This is a genomic window from Psychrobacillus faecigallinarum (assembly GCF_014836595.1).
GTDB classification, from domain to species: Bacteria; Bacillota; Bacilli; order Bacillales_A; family Planococcaceae; genus Psychrobacillus; species Psychrobacillus faecigallinarum.
Genome location: NZ_JACSQO010000009.1, coordinates 143,498 through 169,330 on the forward strand (window position 1 = coordinate 143,498; position 25,833 = coordinate 169,330).

A 25,833-nucleotide genomic window follows, 5' to 3' on the forward strand; every position below is an offset into this window, starting at 1 on the left:
CCTTTCACTATGCAAGAGGAACGTAAACGTATTTTAGATATGGTTGAAAACGGCACGATTACTGCACAGGAAGCACTAGCACTTTTAGAAGAGCTCGGTAAGCAAGCAACAATAGTCACTCCCCAAGTAAATGAACAGAAGTTTGAAGAAAAAGAAAAAGAAAAAACGCATCAAACGAGACAAGGAAATACTGATTTTATCGAAGAACTGAAACGTGATTTTACTATGGTAGGAGATCGCTTCATGCAGTTCATGCAAGGAACTGTAGATAAGATGAAGGATTTCGAGTTTGAAGTTAAATTAAGTGATCCGGTTACGTTTGAAGAAAAATTTGTAAAAGAAGATATACAATTTGAGGATATCGCGATTAATCTTGCAAATGGTAAAGTGGAAATTCATCCATCTGAGGAGCCTTTTACCCACGCAACAGTGAAGGTAAAATCCTTTAAAAATTCTACAGAGGAAGAAGCAAGAACAAGATTCCAAAATGAGTTTATCTTTACTACTGAAGGAAATAAATTACGTGTTTATAGTGATATGAAAACGGTAGCCGTACAAGTAGCACTTTATATACCAGAAAAAGAATATAATCATATTTCTGCGCGTTTGTTTAACGGTGATTTCATTGCGAAAAACCTAGAATCTAAAACCTTTAAGATTAAGACAACAAACGGTAAGGTGGAATTGGAAGATAGTAAGTTCCATAGAGCAGACATAGAAACTGTAAATGGCTCAGTCCAGGTTCAAAATGTTGAAGGTGACACCGTTGAGGTAGAAACGATGAATGGCCGCATTTACGTAGATGGAAAATTGAAGGACATAGAAGGCTCTTCGGTTAGTGGACATGTAATTCTGACAACGAAAGACAAAGAAGCACGTAAAATCGAAGGAACAGCGGTAGCAGGTACTGTTGAAATTTATGTACCTAAAAACGTTTCTTTAAAAGGCGAAACTTCTACACAGTTAGGGCGTATAGATGTGCAGCTTTCTGATGTAACTCAGTTAAACCAATCTGAGCAGCTTCTCAATAAAAAAGTAGGCTTCACAAAAGTAGTAGACTCTGAGGGAGAGCCGTTACGAGTATATGGAGATGCTAAAACAGGATCAGTTTTAGTTAGATATACAACGGAAGCATAATAAACAACTAAGACCAAGTCATTTGTTGACTTGGTCTTTTCTTTATAAAGTCCTTCAAAATTATATAGAGTTGGTTCGCTTAAGAAAGTGCAATAGGTAGGAAAAAGGTAGAAGGGGATGTTCACAAACACCCTTCTACTTTTTTTAGTTTTTATTTTTTACCCAAATCTTTATTCCAGTGGCAATTCCTTGTGCACATTTTAAACGATATTCTTCGGATTGCAGAAGCCTTGCTTCCTCTTTGTTCGTCATAAAACCACATTCCACTAGAACAGCTGGCATGATAGTATCTCGTACAACAGCTAGATCCTTCTGTTTAACCCCCCGATTTTTCCGTTCCACAGAGATACAGAGGGATTCATGAATATGCTTTGCTAGTAAAATAGAATCGGCGGAAGGCTTCAAATACGTGAAGGTTTCTATACCGTTCACTTCATTCCAATTGCTCCCATATGCATTGGCGTGGATGGAAATAAAAGCTTGTACTTTTAATTTGTTCGCAAGGGAAGTTCGCTCTCGTAATGGTACATCGACATCATCAGAATGACTAAAAATAACTACGATTCCGGTGTTATCTAACTCTTTCTTAACTAATCTTGTGACCGCACTGTTAAACTCAAATTCCTTCATCTTACCATCGGGGGTTCTTTTTCCTGCTGTTTCTGGGCCATGACCTGCATCTAATATAATCCTCAATACGCTTCACTCCTTTTAACTAATAAATAGGAAGAGAAAAGATAAATGGATACTAATTCAATGTTTATTCATGCTAAAATAAGAACTAAGTTTATCAGAGGGTAAAAGGAGTGGAAAATGTGTCTCATGTTACGACAAAAGATATACAAGAGAAATTTAATTTGTCCTTAGTTAGCGGACAAGAGGGTATTGGACGACACATTTCTATAAGTGATATTTCAAGACCTGGTATAGAAATGGCTGGTTACTTTATGCACTATCCTTCCGATCGCATTCAGTTAATGGGAAAAACGGAAGTTTCCTTTTTTGAATTACTCAAACCTAAAGAAAGATCTGACCGGATGATGAAGCTTTGTGCACAGGACACACCTGTTATTATTGTTGCTCATGGCATGGAGGTTCCCAGTGAGTTAATTATAGCATCTAACGAGAACTCGGTGCCTGTTCTAACTACTAGCATGCCGACCACTAGATTTTCTAGTATGCTTACGAATTATTTGGAAAGTATGCTAGCACCTACTACTGCTGTTCACGGAGTATTGGTAGATATATATGGTGTAGGTGTATTGATCACTGGAAAAAGCGGTGTAGGTAAAAGTGAGACAGCCCTAGAATTAGTGAAAAGGGGACATCGGTTAGTTGCGGATGATTGCGTGGAAATCAGACAGGAGGGCGAGGACACTTTAGTAGGAAGCGCCCCAAAATTGATTGAGCATCTTTTGGAGATTCGTGGATTAGGTATAATAGATATTATGACACTGTTTGGTGCTAGCGCCATTCGAAGCTATAAACGAATCACTCTTGTAATCGAGCTAGAAATCTGGGATGAAAAGAAAACTTACGACAGACTAGGTCTTGAGGAAGAGAAAATGGAGATTATTAATACTGCAGTGACTAAGCTAACGGTCCCAGTTCGACCAGGTCGAAATTTAGCGGTCATCATAGAAGTTGCTGCCATGAATCACCGATTGAAAAAAATGGGTGTTAATGCAGCAGAGGATTTTGCAAAGCGATTAGACGATGTTATAAACCAAAATGGAGAATTTTAAATAATATATTTGGTTGAGAGGAGCTTTTATGAATATTCTACAGGCAATTGATCCGGTCGCTTTTTCATTAGGACCGCTAGAAGTAAGATGGTACGGTATAATTATTGCATTTGGAATCGTACTTGCATTTATAGTTGGACAGCGTGAAATGGTAAAAAGAGGATTTCATCCGGATTATTTAACCGATTTACTTCTTTGGGCTGTTCCAATCGCTATTATTAGTGCACGTATTTACTACGTAATATTTAAGTGGGATATCTATAGTCAGCACCCAGAGAATATTATTAAAATATGGGAGGGTGGTATAGCGATTCACGGTGCTTTAATAGGATCGTTCTTAACTGCTTACTTCTTTACGAGAAAACGTCGGAGTTCTTTCTGGAAGGTTACAGACATATTGGCACCAAGTATTTTGATTGGTCAGTTAGTTGGCCGTTGGGGTAACTTTATGAACCAGGAAGCACATGGTGGAGAGGTAACGAGAACTTTCTTAGAAAACCTATTCCTTCCAAACTGGATTATAGAGCAAATGTATATTGAGGGAAAATATTATCACCCGACATTCCTTTATGAGTCTATTTGGAACTTGATTGGAGTCATTATTATGCTGTTCCTTCGTAAGGTGAACTTGCGTCGCGGAGAAATGTTCCTCTTCTATTTAACATGGTATTCAGTTGGACGTTTCTTTATCGAGGGAATGCGTACAGATAGTTTATATTTAATAGGTGATTTGCGTACTGCACAGGTTGTATCACTAGTGACTATTGCAGTAGCAATTATTATATTTGTTTATAGAAGAATAATGGTTAAGCCAGTTGTGCGTTATCAAGACAAGTAAGAAAGATGGGATTGGGTATGGAAATGGGGACTCTTAAAAGGGGATTGTCTGCCGGTCTAAAAACAACGTGGACGTTAAGTAAGGTTATCTTTCCAATAACATTAATAGTAGTGATTTTGCAACACACTCCTGTTTTGCCATGGATAATACAATTTATAGAGCCTTTTATGGGGTTAATAGGCTTACGTGGAGAAGCAGCTATTCCACTTGTCCTAGGAAATGCATTAAATCTTTATGCAGGTATAGCAGGAATATTGTCTCTAGAGTTATCCGTGAAGGAAGTATTTATATTAGCAACCATGCTATCGTTCTCCCATAATATCTTTATTGAAACAGGAGTTGCTTTAAAGGTTGGAGTGAAGCTATGGATCGTATTAGTTGTCCGATTCGGACTCGCTATAGTTTCAGCGGTTGTTATTAACCTAGTATGGCAAGGTGGTGGCGAGGTAGCAAAGTATGGGGTAGTTACTGCAACACAAAACATACCGGATGGCTGGTTGGAAATTATTTTACTCGGTCTTCAAAAAGCTACATTTGGTGTTTTGCAGCTTGCTCTAATTGTTATTCCACTTATGGTAATCATCCAATTTTTAAAGGACCGAAATTACTTACAAAAGTTTTCAGATAAACTGGCACCTTTCACCAAAGTAATTGGTGTGCAGCCGAATGCTTCCATGACTCTAGTCGCTGGTCTAGTGATTGGTCTTGCTTATGGAGCAGGAGTAATGATTCAAGCGGTTCAGGAGGACGGAGTAAGTAAGAAGGACGCAACTTTAGCATTCATCTTTTTAGTGGCATGTCACGCCGTTGTAGAGGATACGTTAATTTTTGTTCCATTAGGAATTCCAATTTTACCTCTCTTGCTCATTCGATTGATTACGGCTTTTGTCTTGACGATTATTGTCGCCTATATTTGGCGGAAATCAGAACAGAAAAGAACCAAGGAAGTGCTTACAACATGAACGGAACAACCTATAAAGCGTTGCTTTTTGATCTTGATGGAACGTTGTTAAATACTAATGAGCTCATAATTGAAAGTTTTTTACATATTTTAGGAGATAAATTTCCTGGGAAATATGATAGAGAAAGTGTAATACCTTTTTTAGGGCCATCACTTCGGGAAACCTTTGATGGAATTGATCCAGTGCAAACTGAGTCACTTATTTTGTCATACAGGGCGTGGAATGAGGAACAGCACGATCAAATGGTTACAGCATTCGATGGGGTTGTCGAAACCCTTCAAAAATTAAAGAATCAAGGCTATAAGTTAGCAATCGTTTCTACTAAGAGAAGATCCATGATTGATAGAGGGCTTCGGCTTATTGGATGTCAGTCATTATTTGACACGATCGTGGGATATGAAGACGTATCAAATACTAAGCCTGATCCTGAACCTATTCTGCTTGCCCTAGAACGATTGAATGTTAGTAAGGAAGACGCCCTCATGATTGGTGACAATTTTCATGACATAGTTGGTGGGCAACGAGCTGGGGTAGATACTGCCGCTGTAGCTTGGTCTATAAAGGGTGAGGCATTCTTGGCAACATTTAATCCAACCTATATGCTGCAGCATATCAGTGATTTACTTTCTATAAAAAAAGGACAGCACTTATGAGAAAAACGGAGAGATACCTTGTAAAGGGAGCTAATTCCCTGTGGCATGTGTACGATACGGTACCTTTCTGGAAGGTGATAAAAAATTTTATTTTTATCCAGGCAGCGAGATATTCACCTTTTTTAAGCTGGAAAAACTTTTTTTATCGTACTTTTTTAAGAATGGAAGTTGGAAAGGAAACTTCTTTTGCTTTAATGGTGATGGTAGATGTTATGTTTCCTGAAAGAATTAAAGTAGGAAATAATACGATTATAGGATACAACACAACGATATTGGCACATGAATATTTAATTGATGAATACCGAATTGGCGATGTTATTATCGGAGATCGCGTATTAATAGGCGCTAACTCCACTATTTTACCTGGGATAACAATAGGAAATGACGCTATTATCTCTGCGGCAACACTAGTAAATGCTGACGTGCCAGAGGGCTGCTTCGTAGGAGGCAACCCAATGAGTATTATTTATACGAAGGAACAAATGCTAGAGCGTAATGCAAAGTAAAAAACTATTTAATGTTAGAAAAGAGCTGCACCTCCCCTGTTAGATTTTAACTAACAAGGGGAGGTGTAGTTTTTATATGATAAAAACTACCAACTAATTCTCTCAAGCAAAATACTTGATTAATATTTTTACTGAGATATAATTGACGAGTCAATGATTGATTAGTCAAGAGTTGATTCGTCAAGGGGTAAGGAGGGGAACGATGACTAAATCCTTTAAAGAAATAAAACAAACATTGCTTATGCTTCAAAGTATTGATAGACGAGTAGCGCAAAACTTTGAAAAAAGAACTGGTATTAGTTTCACCAGGTATGAAATGTTACACACATTATTCGAACGAGCACAGCTTTCCCAAATAGAGTTACAGCAAACGTTGAAAATTGATCAAGCAGCAATTACAAGACACTTGAAAATACTGGAAGAGAAGAACTTTGTTGTTCGCAATCGAAATAAGCAAAATAATAGAGAAGTGATTGTAGAGATTACAGATGCCGGTATAAGCACTTTAGAGAACTGTGATTTAGATAAAAATCAATTTATTGATGAATTATTTAATGGATTTACAGATCAAGAGATAAAGCAACTTCAAATATTAGTGAAAAAGTTAATTGATAACACAGAAATGCTAAATAGTTAAAAGGAAAAATACACGACATTCCTTGAAACTTCGAAATAATTCATTTGAAAGGGGTATCTAAGATGCCAAAAACACAAACAACAATCGACCAATTAATCCACGAAAGAAAATCAGTACGTAAATATAAAGAAAATGTCGTTATTCCTCATGAGGAAATACAAACTTTGTTACAAAAAGCGATTACAGCGCCTTCTTCAAGCAATATGCAGCCATGGCGTTTTATAGTAATTGAAGATCAACAGGTAAAAAAAGAGTTACGTGTGATTGCTAATAATCAGGAACAAGTGGAGACTTCATCAGCAATAATAGCTGTACTCGGAGATTTAGAAATGTACAAAAATGCAGAAAAAATATATGACGCTAACTATGAACAAAAATTTATGCCTAGAGAATTAGCTGATTTAATGATAAAAAATTCTCTTGCCTTGTACGGAAACTTACCTCAAGAAACAATGAAAAATATTGTACATTTTGATGCAGGACTTATATCCATGCAAATTATGTTATTAGCTAAAGATATGGGCTACGACACAGTCCCAATGGGTGGCTTTGATAAAGTCAAATTTGCTGAAAAATTTAACTTACTTCCAAATGAAGTACCAATTTTACTTATTGCTATAGGAGAAGCAGCTGCTCCTGCATACGGATCTTCACGCCTTCCTCTTGAACAAATCGTTAGGTATATTTAATAGAAGTATTGGAAAAATAAAATCTAAGAAGTATCTGCTTAATCATTAAGCAGGTACTTTTTTTCTTTTTCAAATATTTGTCGCTGAGTCGAGCAAGCTCTTAGTATCTCTACACTACAAATCAGTCTTCGGAAGTGATTCACAAAGCATTAGTACAAATAATATAAATAGTAGATTGTCCTCCAATCTCAAGCTTTTTATTACTTATTGAATGAAGCTGTAAGCTTGTTCAAAATCCTACTGATTTCGATAACGTTCTGAAGTTGACGAATAGTATGAAATAGTATAAAATTTACTTAATTTATTATATTAGCACTCTAGCATAGTGAAGTATTTAAAATAAGAGGTGAAACCATTGAGTAAAATTCAAATGTTTGAAAAGCCGCTTGGGATGCGAGACTCATTTCCAGAGGTTAATGAGCAAAAAGAATACATAAGATCTATAGCGAGAGAATTTATTCGAAACAAAGGATATGACTTTATCAAAACGCCATCGGTAGAGTATTTTGAAACCATTGGGAAAGCATCTGCAATCGATGAATCCTCATTATTTAAGTTGGTGGACAATCAAGGTGAGATGCTTGTTCTTAGACCTGATATGACAACCCCGATTGCTAGAATTGCAGCATCAAAGCTTTTAAAGGAAAAAAATCCATTACGTTTAGCTTATTATGCTAACGTCTTTCGTGCACAGCAACGTGAAGGCGGAAGACCAGCGGAATTTGAACAGCTGGGCCTAGAGCTGATTGGTGATTTTAGTGCTTATGGAGACAGTGAAATTATCTATACCGCAGTAGAACTCATTAAAGCGTTAGGCGTGGAGAACTTCCAAATTACTATTGGTCATGCTGGAATACTGACAGCAATTCTTTCTAACAATACTAGCAAGCTAGAGCAAGTCGAAACACTTAGACTGCTCCTAGTAGAAAAGAACTTTGTAGGATTTGTACAAATGCTAGATGACTTGAAGCTGACAGACACACAAAAGGAGAATTTGACAAAGCTTGTAGATTATACGCTAGAGTCTAAATCATGGGAAGATTTTAGACAGCTTTTGACAGACGAACAACAGTATTTATTGGATCAGATTGAACAACTAAAGAAGCTTTTAGAAGTACAACTGAGTGATCCTGCTATTTACTCGTTTGATTTTTCATTGGCGAGTCATATGAGCTATTACACAGGTATGTTATTTGAAATTCATGCAGCAGGAAGTGGTTTTCCAATTGGCAATGGGGGAAGATATGACGAGCTATTTAGGCAATTTGAACAAAGCGTGGGAGCTACGGGCTTTGGAATACGGGTTGATCGCTTGTTAGAAGTATTGCCTAAAAAGGCAACTGATGAAAAGCATACGCTTCTTTTATTTGATAAGGGCTCATTCCTGAAGGCTAATGTGCTAGCGGATGCAAGAAGAAATAATGGAGAGCGTGTCACCCTTCAATATAAGGACAGTGTCCATGACATAGAAGCCTATCAAGATAGTTTTCATGAAATAATTAAGGTAGTAGAAGGTGGTTCTGCAAGTGAATGAATTAACGATTGCAATGCCTAAAGGACGTATTTTTGAAGAAGCATATCAATTATTTATCGACGCAGGATTTAACTTACCAGCCGAAATTAGTGATTCTCGTAAGTTGATCGTAGAGGCACCGGATGAGAGGATACAATTTATTCTGGCAAAGCCCATGGATGTTCCAGTTTATGTGGAGCATGGGGTTGCTGACATTGGAATAGCGGGGAAGGACGTTTTGCTAGAGCAGCATCGGGACGTGCATGAACTATTAGATTTGCATATTAGTAACTGCTATATTGCGACAGCAGGCTTGCCGAATACTGTTATGAATGAGATAGCTCCTCGTGTTGCTACTAAATATCCAACGATTGCGACCAATTTTTATAAGGAAAAAGGGGAGCAGGTGGAGATCATTGAACTGAACGGTTCTATTGAGCTAGCTCCAATGATTGGCCTTGCCGATCGTATCGTCGACATTGTATCTACAGGACAAACGTTAAAGGAAAATGGTTTAGTAGAATATGAAAAAATTGTAGATATATCATCTAGGATAATCGTCAATCCGGTAAGCTATCGAGTAAAAAGCGAGCGAATTCGAGCGTTCGTTGCGAAGCTAAATAAAGAACTTCTAAAAAGGTAGGGAATGCCACGATGAAAATAGAAAAGCTTACAGACACCATTTCTTTACAGCGGTCTATGGAACAGGCAAATATCGATCACGTGACAACTGTACATGAGGTGATTTCCGATGTAAAAGAAAACGGAGATCAAGCGTTATTCGCTTATACAGAAAAATGGGATGGGGTAAGGCTTTCAAATTTGAAAGTGTCCGATGAGGAGATGGAAGAGGCATTCCTCAGCTTTGAACCTCAGTTAGTAGAAGATTTAAAGGAAGCGGCAGATAACATTCGGCTGTTTCATGAGAAGCAAATCAGACAAAATATTGACCTTGCTTTAGAAAAAAACTCGTATATTCAATATAGAATTTCACCACTAGATGCTGTTGGATTATACGTTCCTGGAGGAACAGCAGCGTATCCATCCTCTGTTCTCATGAACGCCATTCCAGCACTAGTCGCAGGAGTAAATCGAGTAGTCATCGTATCTCCACCCTCTAAGGACGGGAAGCTACCTGCTTCGGTTTTAGTTGCAGCTAAAATCGCAGGTATTACCGAAATCTATAAGGTAGGAGGAGCCCAAGCGATTGCAGCACTTGCATATGGAACGGAATCCATTAAACCTGTCGATAAAATCACAGGACCTGGTAACAGCTATGTGGCACTTGCGAAAAGAGAAGTGTTTGGCAAGGTAGCTATTGATATGATTGCAGGACCTAGTGAGATTGCTATTATAGCTGATGATACAGCATTTGCCGATGAGGTAGCTGCCGATTTACTAGCACAGGCGGAGCATGATCCATTTGCAAGCTCTGTTTTAATAACCACTAGTGAGCGATTAGCACAAAAGGTTTCAGATGAAGTGGAAAGACAGTTACAACTGCTGCCACGTGAGGAAATTGCTCGAGCATCCATTGAAAACTATGGACGCATCTATTTGGCTGAATCGCTACACCAGGCAGTTAAGGCAACAAATGAATTAGCTCCTGAGCATTTGGAGATTATTACAGAAAATGCAAAAGAGCTAAGCGAGCAAATCAGACATGCTGGGGCTATTTTCATTGGTCGATATAGCAGTGAGCCAGTAGGTGATTATTTTGCAGGAACGAACCACGTACTGCCGACTAATAGTACTGCCCGTTTTTCAAGCGGGTTGAATATAGATGACTTTGTTAAAAAAACAAGCGTAGTTTATTATTCGAAGGAAATGTGGCAGGAGCAATATCCTAAAATCGCTCGCTTGGCTAGACTAGAGCGATTAGAGGGCCATGCACGCTCTGTTGAATCAAGAAGCTGGGAAAAGGGGTTATTAAATGATTAAACAAAGAAACGCTCAAATAGAAAGAATGACAAATGAGACAAAGGTGTATGTAGATATTAACCTAGATGGTGAGGGAAAGGCTGAAATCGAGACAGGCGTTCCTTTTATGGACCATATGCTAGACCTGTTCACTAAACATGGATTGTTTAACGCTACGATAACAGCAAATGGTGACACGCATATTGACGATCACCATACGACAGAGGACATAGGCATTGTTCTCGGCCAAGCAGTAAAAGAGGCATTAGGAGATAAAAAGAGCATCAAACGCTACGGTAATGCATTTGTTCCAATGGATGATGCTTTAGCTCAGGTTGTTATCGATATTTCGAACAGACCTCATTTAGAGTTCAGAGCACAATTTCCGACACAAAAGGTCGGTATGTTTGATACAGAGCTAGTCCATGAGTTTTTATGGAAGTTTGCACTAGAAGCACGTATGAATGTCCATGTAATTGTTCATTACGGGGCAAATACTCACCATATGATTGAAGCAATCTTTAAGGCGCTGGCTCGTGCCATTGACGAAGCTATTACAATAGATGATCGAGTGAAGGGTGTACCTTCCACAAAAGGTCTACTTACATAAAGGAGGTATATCATGAGTTCGATACAAGTGTATCCTGCAATAGATATGAAGGGTGGTAAATGTGTACGCCTTTATCAAGGGGATTATGACCAAGAAACGATTTATGGAGATTCTCCATTTGAGATGGCAAAAAAGTTCGCAAATGAAGGAGCTACATGGATTCATCTGGTTGATTTAGACGGAGCAAAGGATGGAGAAAAGATTCATGCAAATGAGGTCATTCGAATTGCCAATGAACTTCCAGTTAAAGTTCAAATAGGTGGTGGCATACGCTCGAAGGAGGATGTTAGCTACTATTTGGATAACGGTGTAAGCCGTGTCATTATTGGAAGTCTTGCTATTTCACAGCCTGAGCTTGTTGCCGAACTGATCGAGGAGTATGGTGGAGACAGAATTGTCATTGGCTTAGATGCAAAAGATGGTATGGTAGCAACTCATGGTTGGCTAGAAACCTCTGGCAAATCTGCAGTTGAAGTAGGCCAATACTTTGCCTCCAAGGGAGCAAAACATGTCATTTTCACGGATATTGCGACAGATGGAACACTACAGGGCCCAAATTTAAAAGCCAATAAAGAACTTGCCGAAGCTACAGGTTTGTCCATTATTGTTTCAGGTGGCATCAGCTCCTTAGAGGACATTGGAGCAGTTGCCGAGTTGGCTAAAATCTCTAGCGTAAGTGGAGTAATAACAGGAAAAGCGTTATACAATAACCGTTTTACACTATCAGATGCGTTACAAAAAATAAATTAACAAGCAATCCTTGAAGGGGAGTTTTTAACATGGCTACATTGACATTTGATGATAGAGGACTAATACCAGTAATTGTACAGCACGCCATTACAAGAGAGGTTTTAACTCTTGCGTATATGAATGAAGAGGCTTACGAGAAAACGGTTGAGACGAGGGAGGCCTGGTTTTTCAGTCGCAGTAGACAGGAGCTTTGGCACAAGGGAGAAACCTCTGGAAACACACAGCAGGTTGTATCAATTCGAACAGATTGTGATTCAGATGCAATAGTATTAGAGGTGCTACCTAGCGGACCTGCCTGTCATACAGGGGAAGAGACATGCTTTCATATCAGCTTAGAAAAATTCGAAGAACCTTCTGGATATAATGTAGTCACTCATTTGATCAAAACAATAGAAGAGCGTCAACAAACGATGCCAGAGGGAGCCTATACAACTTACCTGTTTGAAAAAGGTGTAGACAAAATATGCAAGAAGGTCGGAGAGGAAGCATCAGAGGTAATTATAGCCTCTAAAAATAACGATGCAGAGGAGCTGAAATGGGAGGCGGCAGACCTCATCTATCACTTGCTTGTTTTATTGCAAAACCAAAATGTAAGCTATTATGATTTATTACAAGTATTGCAAAAAAGACATGAAATGAAATCACATAAAAAATAATACTTTATGATATACTGAGATTATACTGATAAGGGACGTTGTGATAACGTTCCTTATTATTTTTCGGAGGATTATCTTGAATAAAAAAAGAAAAAAGAAAATAGACAAAGAAAATATAATTTCATTCTTGCCGACTGGCGAATATTACTATAAAAAAGCATTAGATGAACTTCAAAAGGATGAGTATCAAAAAGCTCATAAGTATTTAAAAAGAGCATCTGATTTAAGCCCGGATGACCCAATGATTTTACTCCAATACGCCATTTTACAAATGGAATTTGATAAATACGATTATGCTCATGAATTATTAAGAAGTGCCCATGCGCTTGACCCAAACGAAGGAGATATCATATTCTTCTTAGCTGAGGTAAATGCTCATTTGGGAAACTTCATAGAGGCAAATCGCTTTGCCAAAATGTATTTAGAAAAAGAAATAAGCGGAGAATATATGGAGGAAGCGATGGAAATCGTCGACTTTACCGAGCAGGAGGATATCGTATCTCTACAGCTGGATACTCCATCAAGTGAAGCCTTGTTTTTACAGGAAAAGGCGAGACGTTTAATGGAGCAAGGAAAGTTTGAGGAAGCTGTGGAGCTACTTGAATCTATTATTGCTGATCATCCTGATTTCTGGGCTGCCTTTAATAATCTGGCCCTTGCCTATTTTTATATAGGGGAAGAGGAGCAATCGAAGGCTTTACTGCATCAAGTTCTAAGAGAAAACCCAGGGAACATCCATGCGCTATGTAATCTTGCGGTAATTCATTATTATGAAAAAAATACCGAGGAACTAGATGAAATCATCGAATTCCTGTCCAAGATTAATCCATATTTTATCGAGCACCGATACAAATTAGGTGCTACCTTTGCGTTGATTGGTAAATATGAACAAGCCTTCAAATGGCTGAGAAGCTTACAGAGAAAAGGTTTTGAAGCAGACCCTGGATTTTACTTTTGGCTCTCGCACTCTGCATACTTTGCAGGGCATGAGGAAGTTGCCCGCAATGCTTGGAAGGCACTTTTAAAACTTGACCCTGAAAAAGCAGGCTTCGAGCCTTGGCTACCGCAAATGAAGGATTTAGTGGAGCCCGATAGTGATGAACAAAAGAATTTAATATTGGAAAAGCTACAGGATAAACATATTAGTGAACGTATATTTGGATTCTATCTTTTAGGGAAATCTAGACATCGCCAGGAAATTATTGCCCATCCTAAATGGATTGTAGTGGATGAGCTAACTACTATGGAAAAACTGTTTCTGGCAAATTCCTTAGGCCATAAATTTGATGAAAAGTCTCCAGCAGAGAAAGCTTTTTTAAGAGCAATTTCTGCCTCTGACTTACTTTATGACGCTCATAAACCATTAGAACAGTCAGATACCTTCCTGTTCCAAATGTGGTTTGTTTTAGTAGAAAGAGCATTAGAACGTGCTTACGCATTTAAAAATCCACGTGCTTTAGCAGCCGCTACGGAGTATATGTTTGCTTCGTCTCGTATGAAAAACGTGACGAAAAAACAATTTGCCGAGCAATATGGGATTACAACTGCAACACTCACGAAATACGTCAACGAACTCATCCAATTTTTACCTTTTTCTGACTCCTAAGCATATTAGTTGATGAAGGATATAAAATTAGTTAGATTGTTGGTATGTAGTAAGTAGGAGGAATTTAGATGACAACTGAAAAAATATATGACGTAATAATTATAGGTGCCGGTCCAGCAGGCATGACAGCTGCTGTTTACACTTCACGAGCAAACCTTTCCACTTTAATGATTGAGCGTGGAATTCCTGGCGGCCAAATGGCCAACACAGAAGAGGTAGAGAACTACCCAGGGTTTGAAACAATTTTAGGACCTGAGCTTTCCACTAAAATGTTCGACCATGCAAAAAAATTCGGTGCAGAATATGCTTACGGTGACGTGTCCGAGGTAATCGATAATGGAGACTATAAAACAGTTAAAGTAAGCGGAAAAGAATATAAAGCTTTAGCAGTCATCATCTCTTCAGGTGCCGAATACAAAAAAATGGGTATTCCCGGTGAGACAGAGCTTGGTGGTCGTGGCGTCAGCTATTGTGCAGTATGTGATGGTGCATTCTTTAAAGGTAAAAACCTTGTAGTAGTTGGAGGAGGAGATTCTGCTGTAGAAGAAGGAGCCTTCCTAACTAAATTCGCTAACAAAGTAACGATTGTTCACCGCAGAGATAAGCTTCGTGCTCAAAAAATCCTGCAAGATCGTGCCTTTGCAAATGAAAAAATTGATTTCATCTGGAATACAACATTAAAAGAGATTCATGGAACAGATGGTAAGGTTTCTAGTGTTACTCTAGTCTCTACAACGGATGGTTCAGAAAAATCATTTGATACAGACGGCGTCTTCGTATATGTAGGAATGCTTCCATTAACTAAACCATTTACTAATCTTGGTATTTTAAACGAAAATGGTTATATCGTGACAAACGAAAAAATGGAAACAACAATACCTGGAATCTTTGGCGCTGGTGATGTTCGAGACAAAATGCTTCGCCAAATCGTTACAGCAACAGGTGACGGAAGTGTTGCAGCATTATCAGCTCAGCACTATATCGAGCACTTAAAAGATAAAAATACAACAAATGTGTAATTTAATTTTATCTTAATTTAACTGTAACTGTACTGAAATATTAAAGGTGTATATTAAAGTATATAAATTGACCCCCTTTTTATATATGCAAGATTTTGAACAGGCTGTTTTGCGATTTAAGTCGTGAAGCAGTCTCTTTTTGTGTAAGTTCATGTATAATAGAATGTAACTAAAGTGAAAGATGGAGTGACCATACGTGCAAAGAATCGCTAACTTACTTATATGTAAAGACAACAAAGTTCTTTTATTAAAGAAACCACGTAGAAATTGGTACGTAGCGCCAGGTGGCAAGATGGAGGAAGGAGAATCCATTCTAGTTTCTGCGGTACGTGAATTTACGGAAGAAACAAACACAGTGCCTATCAATCCTCATTTAAAAGGTATTTATACTATGGTGATTGAAGAAGACGGTAAGCGTATAGATGAATGGATGTTATTTACCTTTATCGGAACAGATATAGAAGGAACACCATATAAAGAAACTAAAGAAGGTGTGCTTGAATGGCACCCAGTTGAATCCTTACAACATCTTCCGATGGCTGAAGGAGACCGTACTAATCTGTTGTTCGCTGTAAAAGAAAAAGGTATGCAGTATGGTACCTTCGTTTATACTCCAGAATTTTCATTGATAAGTGAAACTATTCAGCAATCAGGGGAGGAAATATAAACAGTGGAAGCACAACCAAAGCAAGAAACAGAAGTCGTTATAATAACGGGTATGTCCGGAGCAGGAAAAACAGTAGCTATACAAAGCTTTGAGGATCTAGGATATTATTGCATCGATAATCTTCCACCCGAACTATTAAGTACATTTATAAAGCTAATGATTGAGTCAAACCAGCAACCTCGAAACATTGCTGCTGTCATGGATATGCGAGGCGGAGAAATGTTTCACTCATTGGTGGATTCAGTTAATCATCTTCAGGAAGCAACTTCTGTAACTCCGAAGGTCCTGTTTTTAGATGCACAAGATGAGGTACTTGTCAGAAGATATAAGGAAACTAGACGTTCCCACCCATTGGCTAATGCTGGATTGCCTTTAGAGGGCATCAAAAAAGAAAGAGAGCTTCTCTCTGATTTAAAAGGCAGAGCTCAATTCATTTATAATACTTCAAAGATGAAGCCTCGAGAGCTACGTGAAAAAATTCAAGAGGAATTTTCTTCGAATGGAAGCAAGGTCTTTACGGTGAATGTCATGTCCTTCGGATTTAAGCACGGAATTCCCATTGATGCTGATTTGGTTTTTGATGTGCGTTTCCTCCCAAATCCTTATTACATAGAGGAGCTTCGTTTGAAATCAGGGTTAAATGAAGAAGTTTCTAGCTACGTTCTAAAATGGGCAGACACGAAGACTTTAATAGAAAAGCTGACTGATCTATTCAACTTTATGATACCGCAGTACAAAAGAGAAGGAAAAACGCAGCTTGTAATTGCCTTTGGTTGTACGGGCGGTCAACATCGTTCTGTTACACTGGCAGAATATTTTGGTAACCTTTTGAAGGCGGATGACGAAACTATAATAACGCATCGAGACGTTACAATTAGGAAGGAATGACTAAATGGGTCGTACAAAACACCGAAAAAAAATAGTCATTTTAGGTGGAGGTACTGGCTTATCAACCTTACTCCGAGGTCTAAAAAAGCTTCCACTAGATATTACAGCTATCGTTACAGTAGCTGATGATGGCGGAAGCTCTGGTAGATTGAGAGATGATTATGATATTCCACCACCAGGTGATATTCGTAACGTTTTAGCAGCATTATCAGAGGTAGAACCGCTAGTAGAGGAAATGTTCCAGTTTCGATTTGCACATTCCAGTGAGCTAGAGGGACACTCCTTAGGGAATCTCATGATAACAGCATTAACCTCTATTACAGGGGATTTTGCTCATGCAATTACTGAAATGAGTAGAGTGCTTAATATCCATGGCAAAGTATTGCCGGCTGCCAATCAGCTAGTGACATTACACGCTGAATTTGAGGATAAAACCATTATTACAGGGGAATCTAAAATACCGGACTATGGGAAAAAAATAGAAAAGGTATTTATTACTCCCGCTGATGTAAAGCCTTTACCAGAGGCTGTAAACCTTATTCGCCAAGCGGATATTATAGCTATTGGACCGGGTAGCCTTTATACTAGTATATTGCCTAATCTATTAGTAGAAGATATTCGAAAGGCTGTCATTCGTTCTAAGGCCAAGAAGGTGTATATTTGTAATCTCATGACGCAGGCTGGAGAAACAAATAACTATACTGCCTATGATCATGTAAAGGCGCTTATTGACCATGTAGGAGAAGACTTTCTAGATACTCTTCTTATAAGTAAGGAAGAGATTCCTGAAAATGTTCAATATTTATATAAGCAAGAGATGGCATCACCAGTTAAAATAGATTTAGATAAGCTAGAGACACTAGACATAGATATCGTGAAGAAAGACATTTCCGTCGTATACAATGGCGCAGTGCGACATGATGCAATCGAAGTAGCGAAATGGCTTTTCGAATATGCAGGACAATGAGAATCTAAGAAGATAGGTTCTGCAAGAAAGGGGGAAACGTTATATGTCGTTTGCTTCTGAAACTAAAAAAGAAATGACGCAGGAGGAATCAAAGCCCTGCTGTTCAAAAGCAGAGCTATCTGCGCTCATCCGAATGAACGGATCTCTGTCATTTAGCAATAAAATGCTAAGTCTGGATGTTCAAACAGAGAATGCGGCAATTGCCAGAAGACTGTATACTCTTATCAAATCAATGTATAAGTTAGATGTGGAATTGCTCGTCCGCAAAAAAATGAGATTAAAAAAGAATAATGTGTATATTTGTCGTGTCAGAGAAGGGGCAAAAAGCTTACTAGAGGATTTAATGATTTTGAAGGAAGGTTTTCAATTCGAATACTCCATCTCCCCAGAGCTTGTCAAAAAGAATTGCTGTAAACGAGCATACTTACGAGGTGCTTTCTTAGCAGGTGGCTCTGTAAATAATCCCGAAACTTCATCTTACCACTTAGAAGTATACTCATTATATAAAACACATAGCGACGCATTAGTCGATTTAATGAATTATTATGAATTAAATGCAAAAACAATTGAACGTAAAAAAGGTTTTGTGGCATATTTAAAGGAAGCAGAAAAAATATCTGACTTTTTAAGCATTGCTGGAGCTCATCGTGCCCTCTTGAAATTTGAGGATGTGCGAATCATCCGAGATATGCGCAACAGTGTCAATCGTTTAGTCAATTGTGAAACTGCCAATTTAAACAAAACCATCAGCGCAGCCATCCGACAAGTGGAGAACATCCGCTTTATCGATAACGCAATCGGCTTAGACCAATTGCCAGAGAAGCTGCGAGAAATAGCTCGTCTGCGAGTGGAGTATCAGGATGTTACATTAAAGGAACTAGGAGACATGGTGTCCACTGGAAATGTAAGTAAATCTGGTGTCAACCATCGTTTGCGCAAATTGGATGAAATAGCAGATGCATTAAGAAGAGGCGAATCAATTTAAAGAAATGGGGCTAAGGATTATGGCGGAACAACAGGTCGAGGTAAAATTACAATCAGGACTTCAAGCAAGACAAGCAGCATTATTTGTACAAGAAGCTAATCGTTATATTGCAGATGTGTTTTTAGAAAAAGATGATAAAAAAGTAAACGCTAAAAGTATCATGGGTATCATGAGCTTAGCGATAAGCAAGGGTGCTACCATCACTTTAAGTGCTGAGGGCTCTGACGAAGCAGAAGCAGTAGAATCACTAGCTAAATTCATTTCTAAAGCAGAATAATTAATCGTAAGGCTGTTGTATGATCCGGTATGGATTGTATGGCAGCTTTTTTAATATTAACCGTATGTATCTTCTTGAAAAGCATGACTAATAATTGGTAGATTTCCGCTCTAGGCGGACGCGTTCCGTGGGGTGAGCGATAAGCCATCACCCGTCGCTTAAGCGCGCGGTTGTGATGGCTTATCTGTCTCACTGATCCCACTGGAGTCGCCGCCTGCCGCTACAATCACAGGTGGTGTAGGAAAGAGAAAGTCGTATGGGATAAACTTACTCAACTATTTATAGTTACTTGAAAAGAATGAAGGAGAGAGGAGAGATTTCCGCTATATGCGGTCGCTTTCCAAGGGGGGTGCGATAAGCCATCACCCGTCGCTTACGCGCGCGGTTGTGATGTCTTATCTGCCTCACTGATCCCACTGGAGTCGCCGCCTGCCGCTGCAATTACAGGTGGAGTAGGAATAGAAAGTCATGTGGAAAAACTACTCAACTATTTATAGTTACTTGAAAAGAATGAAGGAGAGAGGAGAGATTTCCGCTTTAGGCGGGCGCGTTCCGTGGGGTGAGCGATAAGCCATCACCCGTCGCTTACGCGCGTGGTTGTGATGTCTTATCTGCCTCACTGATCCCACTGGAGTCGCCGCCTGACGCTGCAATCATAGGTGGTGTAGGAATAGAAAGTCGTATGGGAAAAATAAGTTATCTAATTTCCGTCATGCTACACTATTCAATTTTAAGAGAAAACAATGTAAACTCTTTTATGAAGTGATTATAATTTTATTTAAAACTTTTAGGCAATAGTCCGGGTTTAAAAAAATAGATTGCTTTATCTATAGAAAAAACGTGTTCGAATAAACGAACACGCTCATACTATGAAGAAAGATTGTTGTGGATGATCTTATCTACGTATTTTTTTGCGGGGACTAGCCCTAAATTTGTTTCATTTCGAACGAATTTGACCATTTCCACTAGGCTACTGCCGTTATTATTCATTTCTAAAATTTGTTTTTCTAAATCCTCGTCACCGATAAAATGAAGGTCCTGCTGTTCTTCTAATTTTCTAATTTTGCTTTGTAGGCTGAAGGTATAGATTACTAAAAATAGAATGATTAATAAAGAAGTTATTTGAAATAGAATAGTTACACAACCTTTCATTACTAAATTGACAGAAAAGCTTTATTAAAAAATCCAAGGGAGCAGGAGCTCGCTTGGATTTTTTTGTGTTATTAGTCTTTTTTCATTTCGCTGCGTGCGATGATATGATCGATTAGACCGTATTCTTTTGCACGTTCTGCTGTCATGAAGTTATCGCGGTCTGTGTCTCTTGAAACTACTTCAAGTGGCTGACCAGTGCGCTCAGACATAATGTGGTTTAATTTATCGCGTAAGAACAAGATGCGTTTTGCAGCGATCTCGATTTCTGTTGCTTGCCCTTGAGCTCCACCAAGTGGTTGGTGAATCATTACCTCTGCGTTTGGAAGTGCATAGCGTTTGCCTTTTGTTCCAGCAGTAAGTAAGAAAGCACCCATTGATGCTGCCATACCGATACAAATAGTTTGTACGTCTGGTTTGATGAATTGCATTGTATCGTAGATAGCCATACCAGCAGTGATACTTCCGCCTGGGCTATTGATGTAGATGGAGATATCCTTTTCTGGATCTTCCGCTTCTAGGAATAAAAGCTGAGCAACGATAGAGTTTGACACGTTGTCATCAATCGCACTACCAAGCATGATGATGCGGTCTTTTAACAATCTTGAATAGATGTCATACGCACGCTCACCGCGATTTGTTTGTTCAATAACTGTAGGAATTAAATTCATCCTGGATTGCCTCCTTCAAAGGTGGTTATATTTTTTATTTTTATTTGTGTACTGAGAAATTCTACCTCAGTTGTAACTTTATCATACATGGAATGGTCAAGGAAGGTCAAATATTAAGCTTAGAAATGTTGACTTGAATTATTCCTATTCCATTTGTATAATAGAAAGGTCGCTTGCCCTCGTAGTTTAATGGATATGACACAAGATTCCGGTTCTTGGGATGGGGGTTCGATTCCCTCCGAGGGCGTCCATAACATTTAGAAACACTCGAATTTGTTCGAGTGTTTTTTTATTTACAAGATATGAAAGTATATGCTTTGTCGAGTTTTAATGCCCTGCATTTTCCTTACTCATTTTTACTTCTCCTTTCATATGATTCAGCATATGCGCCACTACGAAAGTGTAGTATAGGATCATCTGTTAGCTCTATGCCCTCCGGTACAATCGTTGGATCAAAAACAATGTCTTCCTTATGATGTATTTTATTTTTGATTTCCAAACGACCAATATTCACTTTTCTTCTTTCCTCTGGCCACATATCTGTAGCATCGTTTGGATTATCGCCATCCTCCGCTAAGCGGATAACGAGGTCAAACTCGACCGGTGCCTGGTTTAATCTGTTATCTAGCTCCTCGGTCAAATAATTAGCTGAAAGAGATTTACTTGTCAATGCAGGGTCCTTTGTTTCATTAACAGGAACCCATTCATATTTAATCGCCTGGCGAACACCGTCTTTATTGACGAAATAGAAGGCATGTATAGGATAATAATGGAGCTCTGCGTAGCTTATTGGCGGCTGTTTTGCCTGCTCTTTAATGATTTGAATAACGTTTTTGCTATGTGGATATTTTTTAGAGAGCAGCTCTACCATGGCAAGGCCTCTATCAATAGTTTTGATACCTGTTTTTTCATCCGTGAATATTTCGATCATATCTATAAATTCTCTAGGGCTGCTAGTAACAAACATAGGTACAGTGGAGCTCACTATATTGGTGATGCTACCATCTGCTAGCTGAAATTGAACAGCCAGTCCTTTTGCTGGAGTAAGATAATCTATCGAAGCAGGGTTAGGCGGGCTATTGGAAAAACGGACGGTAGCGGAGACAGCTTCTCTATGAAGGTGAGGCGCTACAGTGTAAGGTACGGCGTTGCCATTCGGATGAAATACCGCTTCATACATATCTCCCTTTGCATGGGCTCTTCTTGCTCCAGGGAATTTCCCTTGAATTTGTTCGAGTGCATCCACCGCTTCCTTTGGAGTTAAATCCTCTTTATGTATTTGTTCCATGTTTTTACCTCCTTTTTTATTGCAGTCTATTCATCATTACCACTCTTTTCCTATATTAAACCCACAAAACGGGAAGACATCTCTCTTTGAAAATTAATAAGATAGTTTTCGTATATAATGAATTAGTCTTGAATATTTGGAATAAAGTAAAAATAGAGGCTTTAAATAGATAAAAGGGTGAGAGTTAAATTTGAAGGGAGATAGGTGCTATTGAAAAGAACTATACACTTGCTAGTTAGTATAATATTTGTTTCTTTATTATTTCCGTTAACGACAGGAGCTGCATCTAACATTCCTAATGTTCCGAGAGATTCCTATTTAGTAGATTTAGAAGGTTATCTAGCTGATGAAACTAATCTAGAAATAGAGCAATTAGGAAACAGATTGAAACAAGGAACCACTGCTCAAATGGTTGTCATGATTATCGATAATATAGGTGATCAGTCAGCAGAACAATTCAACATGGAGGTCATACGTGAAAATAAAATAGGAAGTGTTAGAAAGAAAAATGGCATTGTTATTTTGATTGAGACGGATTCTATTAATCTAGGAGGGCCGACAGTTGAAATAACAGTAGATCGCGATTTAGAGGAAGCGATATCGTACGAAAAAGTAGACCGTATAATTGATCAATATACTATGCCTTATTTGAATCAAGGCTTTATCGACGAGGCAGTTCTCTACACATACCAGGCTTTATACAATGAAGTAATACGAGAATATGGTTTGAAAGAGGAGACTATACAGCCACAAGTTTATACTACTAACTATAATAATCGGTTGTCTATTCCTACTGTTGTGGTAATTGCACTAGTAATCTTTCTCCTTTATAGGATGATAAATAGGAACAGGGGTCTCGAGCGCAAATAGTAATCTATACTGCATATTCAAGTTTTTATTATTCTGATAAAATATAAAAAGAGAGGGGATGTAGAAATGAAACTAGTAGAGATAAACGAGGATAACTGGCGTAAAATTGTCTTTCTATCAACTAACGAGGACGGCAAAGCAACTATAGTAGAAAAATTTGTAGCATCCAATGCATTATCCATCGTTCAATCAGTCTATGAAACTGGTTGGATTACAAGAGGGATAGAGGTTGAGGACAAGCTTATTGGCTTTACGATGTACGGGTTAGATGAAGAAACTTCAAACTACTGGCTATGCCGATTTATGATCGATCATCAGAGTCAAGGTAAAGGCTATGGCAGAAAAGCAATTGAGCTAATCTTGAACGAAATAAAGCAGCTTGATGGTTGTGAAAGCATCTATTTATCAACCGAGCCAGATAACGAAGCAGCCATCAAGCTATACGAAAGCCTTGGCTTCCAAAAAACAGGCAAGCTTAATGAGGGCGAAGCGGAGTTTATGCTAAAAGTCTAGGACAAGGGGAGAGCGAGGGCTCTTCTTTTTTTGTTGAGTGGATTGTCGAAAACCACGGGGGCATTGTAGTAAACTAGGCCGTGATTGTCGTAAAAAGTGAAGAGATTGTACTAAAAACGGAGAGAAGACTGATTGAGAAAATGGATTGTAGTAAAACACCAGGAGATTGTAGTAAACTAGGCCGTGATTGTAGTAAAAAGTGAATGGATTGTAGTAAAAACCAAGAGAAGACTGATCGAGAGAATGGATTGTCGTAAAACACGAAGACATTGTAGTAAACTAGGCTGTGATTGTCGTAAAACATCAGGCGATTGTAGTAATCTAGAGCAGCATTGTCGTAAAACAGCTCCCGACAACAAAAAAACCAACAAAGAGTTGGTCTTTTTGTGCAATTTCATTGGACTACTTGTCAGTGTTTACATAGGCATCGAAATTCTCTATTTTATCACGTAAAGGTATGCCATCTACATCGCCTGTGCCGTTGTATCTTCCTATTTTTCCGGGTTCTGTTTTCGAAAAGATAAATTCTTCTTTTAATGTATGAAAGATTTTTTCGCCTTTGCTGTTTGTTAAGGAAATTTCAACGATAGGACGATAAATATTTGGGTGATCCTTATCTTGATTTAATTGAACCCTCTCTATGTGGATGACTATATTTTTTTCAACTAAATAGGGATTATATTTGAACACCATGTTTGTGCTAAGTGCATTTTCCAGCAAATTTTCTGTAAAGTATTTATCAAAGCTCGAATAGTAATAATTCATCATTTCCTTGTATTCTTTTGATACTAATAGCATATCGTATTCTTCTTGGCTCTCCACGCTTGTTTTGCTTTGCAGATCAAACCACTCTTGCCTTAAACGTTCAAACTCCTCATCGGGTCCATTATATTCTTTTTCTAGTACTGCAATCATAACTTCATCATTATTAAAAGGCTGCGTGATTTGCTCTGTTTGCTCTGTTTCGGAGGGCATGAGATACGTAATGATTAGAATGGAGGCTATCGCAACTATTGCTAATGAAATGATGGCTGGAAATACTCTTCGTTTTTTCTTTTCCATTCGTCCCTTCACTGCTAGCCATGTGTTGCGTCTTGCTTCATTAGAACGCTCGACATTCTTCATATCCGCGAAAAGCTCATCAAATTCCTTTGACGGTTCCATCTGCATAACCTCCTTTTTGGTGAAATTCCTTTTTTAATGCCTCAAGTGCACGCATCATTTTCATCTTTACCTTTGCCTCGGTCCATCCAAGTATGAATGCGGTTTCCTGGATCGAGCACTCCTGAACCTTTCGCAGGATGATAACCTCTTGATAGTCTTTTTTTAGCAATCGTAAGGAGTCGTACATTCTCGTAAGCTGTTCTTTTTGTTCAAAGCTACCTTCGGGTGAAAGTGCTTTAGTTTCTAAATCATGCTCTTTTTCAAATGAAAAAAATTGAATCACTCTTTTTCTTCTAAAATAATCATAGGTAACATTGCGAGCTATTTTTAGTATCCATGTAGCAGTAGAAGCCTGCTTATTAAAGGAATCAACTCCTTTAAATGCTTTATAAAAGGTTTCTTGTGTTAGATCCTCCGCACATTCCTTATGGCGGACAAGCAAGTAAATGTAGCCGTAAACCCGGTCGCTGTGGTCTCTATATAGCTGTTCCATTTCCATCTTCTGACCTCCCTTAAAGCAATAGACGAAGGAACCTTTAAAAAGTATCGCTTTTAAATAAAGATAAAGGTAAATGATTCTTCCAAGTAGACTTTTGCGAAGTGATGAATTAATTTGAAGTCAATACATGCAATCTAGTTATTTATTTATTGATTGAAGCGACAGGCGACGACTCAAGCGAGAGCTGGGAGGCAGATAAGACATCACATACGACGCGTTAGCGACGGTGATGGCTTATCGCTCCCCCGCGGAAAAGCGTTCGCCTAAAGCGCAAATCAAGCATATTTTGTGTTGTTTTCTATATCACTATTTTACCTATTAAGGAATAATTTGTACGCATAACTTTACACACGCTTTTGATATCTAAAAGGATTATAATGAGTGAAGGTAAATGTTATTGGAAGGAGGTATAGAAAATGTTAGTCCATTTCTATACAAGACCGGGGTGTCATTTGTGTGATGATGCGAGAATGATGCTGAAGCTAGTCCAAGAGGACGTGCCATTTCAAATAGAAGAGCATAATATAGAAGAGGATGATCAGCTGCATGAAAAGTATATGCTCATGATTCCCGTTGTGGAATATCAAGGGGAAATCATACAGTATGGGAATGTAGACTATGTGACGCTGATGGAAGCATTAGAAAATTGATGCT

At 38.5% G+C, this 25,833-nt stretch carries 30 protein-coding genes and 1 tRNA gene; 25 read left to right on the forward strand and 6 right to left on the reverse strand.

The window, feature by feature from the left end:
* Window positions 1-9: 9 nt before the first annotated feature.
* A complete protein-coding gene (locus tag H9650_RS16145; RefSeq protein WP_144538997.1) occupies window positions 10-1,137 on the forward strand; it encodes a DUF4097 family beta strand repeat-containing protein in 1,128 nt (375 codons plus the stop codon).
* Window positions 1,138-1,281: 144 nt separating this feature from the next.
* Here H9650_RS16145 and H9650_RS16150 read toward each other — a convergent pair whose 3' ends face one another.
* The gene (locus H9650_RS16150; RefSeq protein WP_191697631.1) at window positions 1,282-1,833 is read right to left on the reverse strand and encodes an N-acetylmuramoyl-L-alanine amidase family protein; all 552 of its coding nucleotides are present in this window, start codon (window positions 1,831-1,833) and stop codon (window positions 1,282-1,284) included.
* Between the two features lie 119 nt (window positions 1,834-1,952).
* On the opposite strand from H9650_RS16150, the gene hprK reads away from it, so the two are divergent.
* The 20 genes from hprK (at window position 1,953) to H9650_RS16250 (ending at window position 19,025) form a co-directional block, all read left to right on the forward strand.
* Window positions 1,953-2,882, forward strand: coding sequence for an HPr(Ser) kinase/phosphatase (hprK, locus tag H9650_RS16155; RefSeq protein WP_144538993.1), 930 nt, complete (start codon window positions 1,953-1,955; stop codon window positions 2,880-2,882).
* Window positions 2,883-2,910: 28 nt separating this feature from the next.
* Window positions 2,911-3,720 (forward strand): prolipoprotein diacylglyceryl transferase, encoded by an 810-nt coding sequence (gene lgt / locus H9650_RS16160; protein ID WP_144538991.1) that lies wholly within the window; start codon window positions 2,911-2,913, stop codon window positions 3,718-3,720.
* A gap of 23 nt (window positions 3,721-3,743) precedes the next feature.
* Complete coding sequence (locus H9650_RS16165) at window positions 3,744-4,682, forward strand: nucleoside recognition domain-containing protein (protein WP_191697665.1); 939 nt, start codon at window positions 3,744-3,746, stop codon at window positions 4,680-4,682.
* On the forward strand, window positions 4,679-5,335 hold the full coding sequence (gene ppaX, locus H9650_RS16170) for a pyrophosphatase PpaX (protein WP_191697632.1): 657 nt from the start codon (window positions 4,679-4,681) through the stop codon (window positions 5,333-5,335). The genes H9650_RS16165 and ppaX overlap by 4 nt, the downstream gene beginning before the upstream one ends.
* Complete coding sequence (locus H9650_RS16175; RefSeq protein WP_191697633.1) at window positions 5,332-5,841, forward strand: acyltransferase; 510 nt, start codon at window positions 5,332-5,334, stop codon at window positions 5,839-5,841. Before ppaX ends, H9650_RS16175 begins: the two co-directional genes overlap by 4 nt.
* A gap of 202 nt (window positions 5,842-6,043) precedes the next feature.
* Window positions 6,044-6,478, forward strand: a complete 435-nt coding sequence (locus H9650_RS16180) for a MarR family winged helix-turn-helix transcriptional regulator (protein ID WP_151113113.1) — start codon at window positions 6,044-6,046, stop codon at window positions 6,476-6,478.
* 62 nt (window positions 6,479-6,540) lie between these two features.
* Window positions 6,541-7,167: a nitroreductase family protein gene (locus H9650_RS16185; RefSeq protein WP_144538983.1), complete on the forward strand. Its 627-nt coding sequence runs from the start codon at window positions 6,541-6,543 to the stop codon at window positions 7,165-7,167.
* 346 nt (window positions 7,168-7,513) lie between these two features.
* Complete coding sequence (locus H9650_RS16190) at window positions 7,514-8,701, forward strand: ATP phosphoribosyltransferase regulatory subunit (RefSeq protein ID WP_318245418.1); 1,188 nt, start codon at window positions 7,514-7,516, stop codon at window positions 8,699-8,701.
* The gene (hisG, locus tag H9650_RS16195) at window positions 8,694-9,323 is read left to right on the forward strand and encodes an ATP phosphoribosyltransferase (RefSeq protein ID WP_144538979.1); all 630 of its coding nucleotides are present in this window, start codon (window positions 8,694-8,696) and stop codon (window positions 9,321-9,323) included. Before H9650_RS16190 ends, hisG begins: the two co-directional genes overlap by 8 nt.
* Window positions 9,324-9,334: 11 nt before the next feature.
* A complete protein-coding gene (gene hisD, locus H9650_RS16200) occupies window positions 9,335-10,621 on the forward strand; it encodes a histidinol dehydrogenase (RefSeq protein WP_191697635.1) in 1,287 nt (428 codons plus the stop codon).
* Complete coding sequence (hisB, locus tag H9650_RS16205) at window positions 10,614-11,210, forward strand: imidazoleglycerol-phosphate dehydratase HisB (protein ID WP_191697636.1); 597 nt, start codon at window positions 10,614-10,616, stop codon at window positions 11,208-11,210. The genes hisD and hisB overlap by 8 nt, the downstream gene beginning before the upstream one ends.
* A 12-nt stretch (window positions 11,211-11,222) precedes the next feature.
* Window positions 11,223-11,960: a 1-(5-phosphoribosyl)-5-[(5-phosphoribosylamino)methylideneamino]imidazole-4-carboxamide isomerase gene (gene hisA / locus H9650_RS16210; protein ID WP_191697637.1), complete on the forward strand. Its 738-nt coding sequence runs from the start codon at window positions 11,223-11,225 to the stop codon at window positions 11,958-11,960.
* Between the two features lie 29 nt (window positions 11,961-11,989).
* On the forward strand, window positions 11,990-12,616 hold the full coding sequence (gene hisIE, locus H9650_RS16215) for a bifunctional phosphoribosyl-AMP cyclohydrolase/phosphoribosyl-ATP diphosphatase HisIE (RefSeq protein ID WP_191697638.1): 627 nt from the start codon (window positions 11,990-11,992) through the stop codon (window positions 12,614-12,616).
* Between the two features lie 76 nt (window positions 12,617-12,692).
* Window positions 12,693-14,222: a tetratricopeptide repeat protein gene (locus H9650_RS16220; RefSeq protein ID WP_151113128.1), complete on the forward strand. Its 1,530-nt coding sequence runs from the start codon at window positions 12,693-12,695 to the stop codon at window positions 14,220-14,222.
* A gap of 68 nt (window positions 14,223-14,290) precedes the next feature.
* Window positions 14,291-15,241 (forward strand): thioredoxin-disulfide reductase, encoded by a 951-nt coding sequence (gene trxB, locus H9650_RS16225; RefSeq protein WP_191697639.1) that lies wholly within the window; start codon window positions 14,291-14,293, stop codon window positions 15,239-15,241.
* Between the two features lie 196 nt (window positions 15,242-15,437).
* A complete protein-coding gene (locus H9650_RS16230) occupies window positions 15,438-15,908 on the forward strand; it encodes an NUDIX domain-containing protein (protein WP_144538967.1) in 471 nt (156 codons plus the stop codon).
* 3 nt (window positions 15,909-15,911) lie between these two features.
* A complete protein-coding gene (gene rapZ, locus H9650_RS16235) occupies window positions 15,912-16,796 on the forward strand; it encodes an RNase adapter RapZ (RefSeq protein ID WP_144538965.1) in 885 nt (294 codons plus the stop codon).
* Window positions 16,797-16,800: 4 nt separating this feature from the next.
* Window positions 16,801-17,763 carry a gluconeogenesis factor YvcK family protein gene (locus H9650_RS16240; RefSeq protein ID WP_151113130.1) on the forward strand — a complete coding sequence of 321 codons (963 nt, stop codon included), beginning with the start codon at window positions 16,801-16,803 and terminating at the stop codon, window positions 17,761-17,763.
* Window positions 17,764-17,806: 43 nt separating this feature from the next.
* On the forward strand, window positions 17,807-18,748 hold the full coding sequence (gene whiA, locus H9650_RS16245; protein WP_144538961.1) for a DNA-binding protein WhiA: 942 nt from the start codon (window positions 17,807-17,809) through the stop codon (window positions 18,746-18,748).
* 19 nt (window positions 18,749-18,767) lie between these two features.
* A complete protein-coding gene (locus H9650_RS16250) occupies window positions 18,768-19,025 on the forward strand; it encodes an HPr family phosphocarrier protein (RefSeq protein ID WP_144538959.1) in 258 nt (85 codons plus the stop codon).
* Between the two features lie 867 nt (window positions 19,026-19,892).
* On the opposite strand, the gene H9650_RS16255 is transcribed toward H9650_RS16250, so the two are convergent.
* Window positions 19,893-20,177: a hypothetical protein gene (locus tag H9650_RS16255; protein WP_191697640.1), complete on the reverse strand. Its 285-nt coding sequence runs from the start codon at window positions 20,175-20,177 to the stop codon at window positions 19,893-19,895.
* A gap of 71 nt (window positions 20,178-20,248) precedes the next feature.
* Window positions 20,249-20,845, reverse strand: a complete 597-nt coding sequence (gene clpP / locus H9650_RS16260) for an ATP-dependent Clp endopeptidase proteolytic subunit ClpP (RefSeq protein WP_144538955.1) — start codon at window positions 20,843-20,845, stop codon at window positions 20,249-20,251.
* Window positions 20,846-21,020: 175 nt separating this feature from the next.
* On the opposite strand from clpP, the gene H9650_RS16265 reads away from it, so the two are divergent.
* Window positions 21,021-21,092 (forward strand) — tRNA-Arg (locus tag H9650_RS16265).
* A gap of 99 nt (window positions 21,093-21,191) precedes the next feature.
* Here H9650_RS16265 and H9650_RS16270 read toward each other — a convergent pair.
* Window positions 21,192-22,133: a catalase family peroxidase gene (locus tag H9650_RS16270; protein WP_191697641.1), complete on the reverse strand. Its 942-nt coding sequence runs from the start codon at window positions 22,131-22,133 to the stop codon at window positions 21,192-21,194.
* A 210-nt stretch (window positions 22,134-22,343) separates the two neighbouring features.
* On the opposite strand from H9650_RS16270, the gene H9650_RS16275 reads away from it, so the two are divergent.
* Both H9650_RS16275 and H9650_RS16280 read left to right on the forward strand, forming a co-directional pair.
* Window positions 22,344-23,003 carry a TPM domain-containing protein gene (locus H9650_RS16275; protein WP_191697642.1) on the forward strand — a complete coding sequence of 220 codons (660 nt, stop codon included), beginning with the start codon at window positions 22,344-22,346 and terminating at the stop codon, window positions 23,001-23,003.
* Window positions 23,004-23,069: 66 nt separating this feature from the next.
* Entirely contained in the window at window positions 23,070-23,516 is a 447-nt protein-coding gene (locus tag H9650_RS16280; protein ID WP_191697643.1) for a GNAT family N-acetyltransferase, read from the forward strand.
* Between the two features lie 402 nt (window positions 23,517-23,918).
* On the opposite strand, the gene H9650_RS16285 is transcribed toward H9650_RS16280, so the two are convergent.
* Together H9650_RS16285 and H9650_RS16290 are read right to left on the reverse strand one after the other, a co-directional pair.
* Complete coding sequence (locus tag H9650_RS16285) at window positions 23,919-24,680, reverse strand: hypothetical protein (protein ID WP_191697644.1); 762 nt, start codon at window positions 24,678-24,680, stop codon at window positions 23,919-23,921.
* Window positions 24,658-25,179, reverse strand: a complete 522-nt coding sequence (locus H9650_RS16290; RefSeq protein ID WP_144538800.1) for an RNA polymerase sigma factor — start codon at window positions 25,177-25,179, stop codon at window positions 24,658-24,660. The genes H9650_RS16285 and H9650_RS16290 overlap by 23 nt, the downstream gene beginning before the upstream one ends.
* 416 nt (window positions 25,180-25,595) lie before the next feature.
* Here H9650_RS16290 and H9650_RS16295 point away from each other — a divergent pair, with 416 nt between their 5' ends.
* Window positions 25,596-25,829 carry a glutaredoxin family protein gene (locus H9650_RS16295; protein ID WP_151113144.1) on the forward strand — a complete coding sequence of 78 codons (234 nt, stop codon included), beginning with the start codon at window positions 25,596-25,598 and terminating at the stop codon, window positions 25,827-25,829.
* Window positions 25,830-25,833 lie beyond the last annotated feature (4 nt).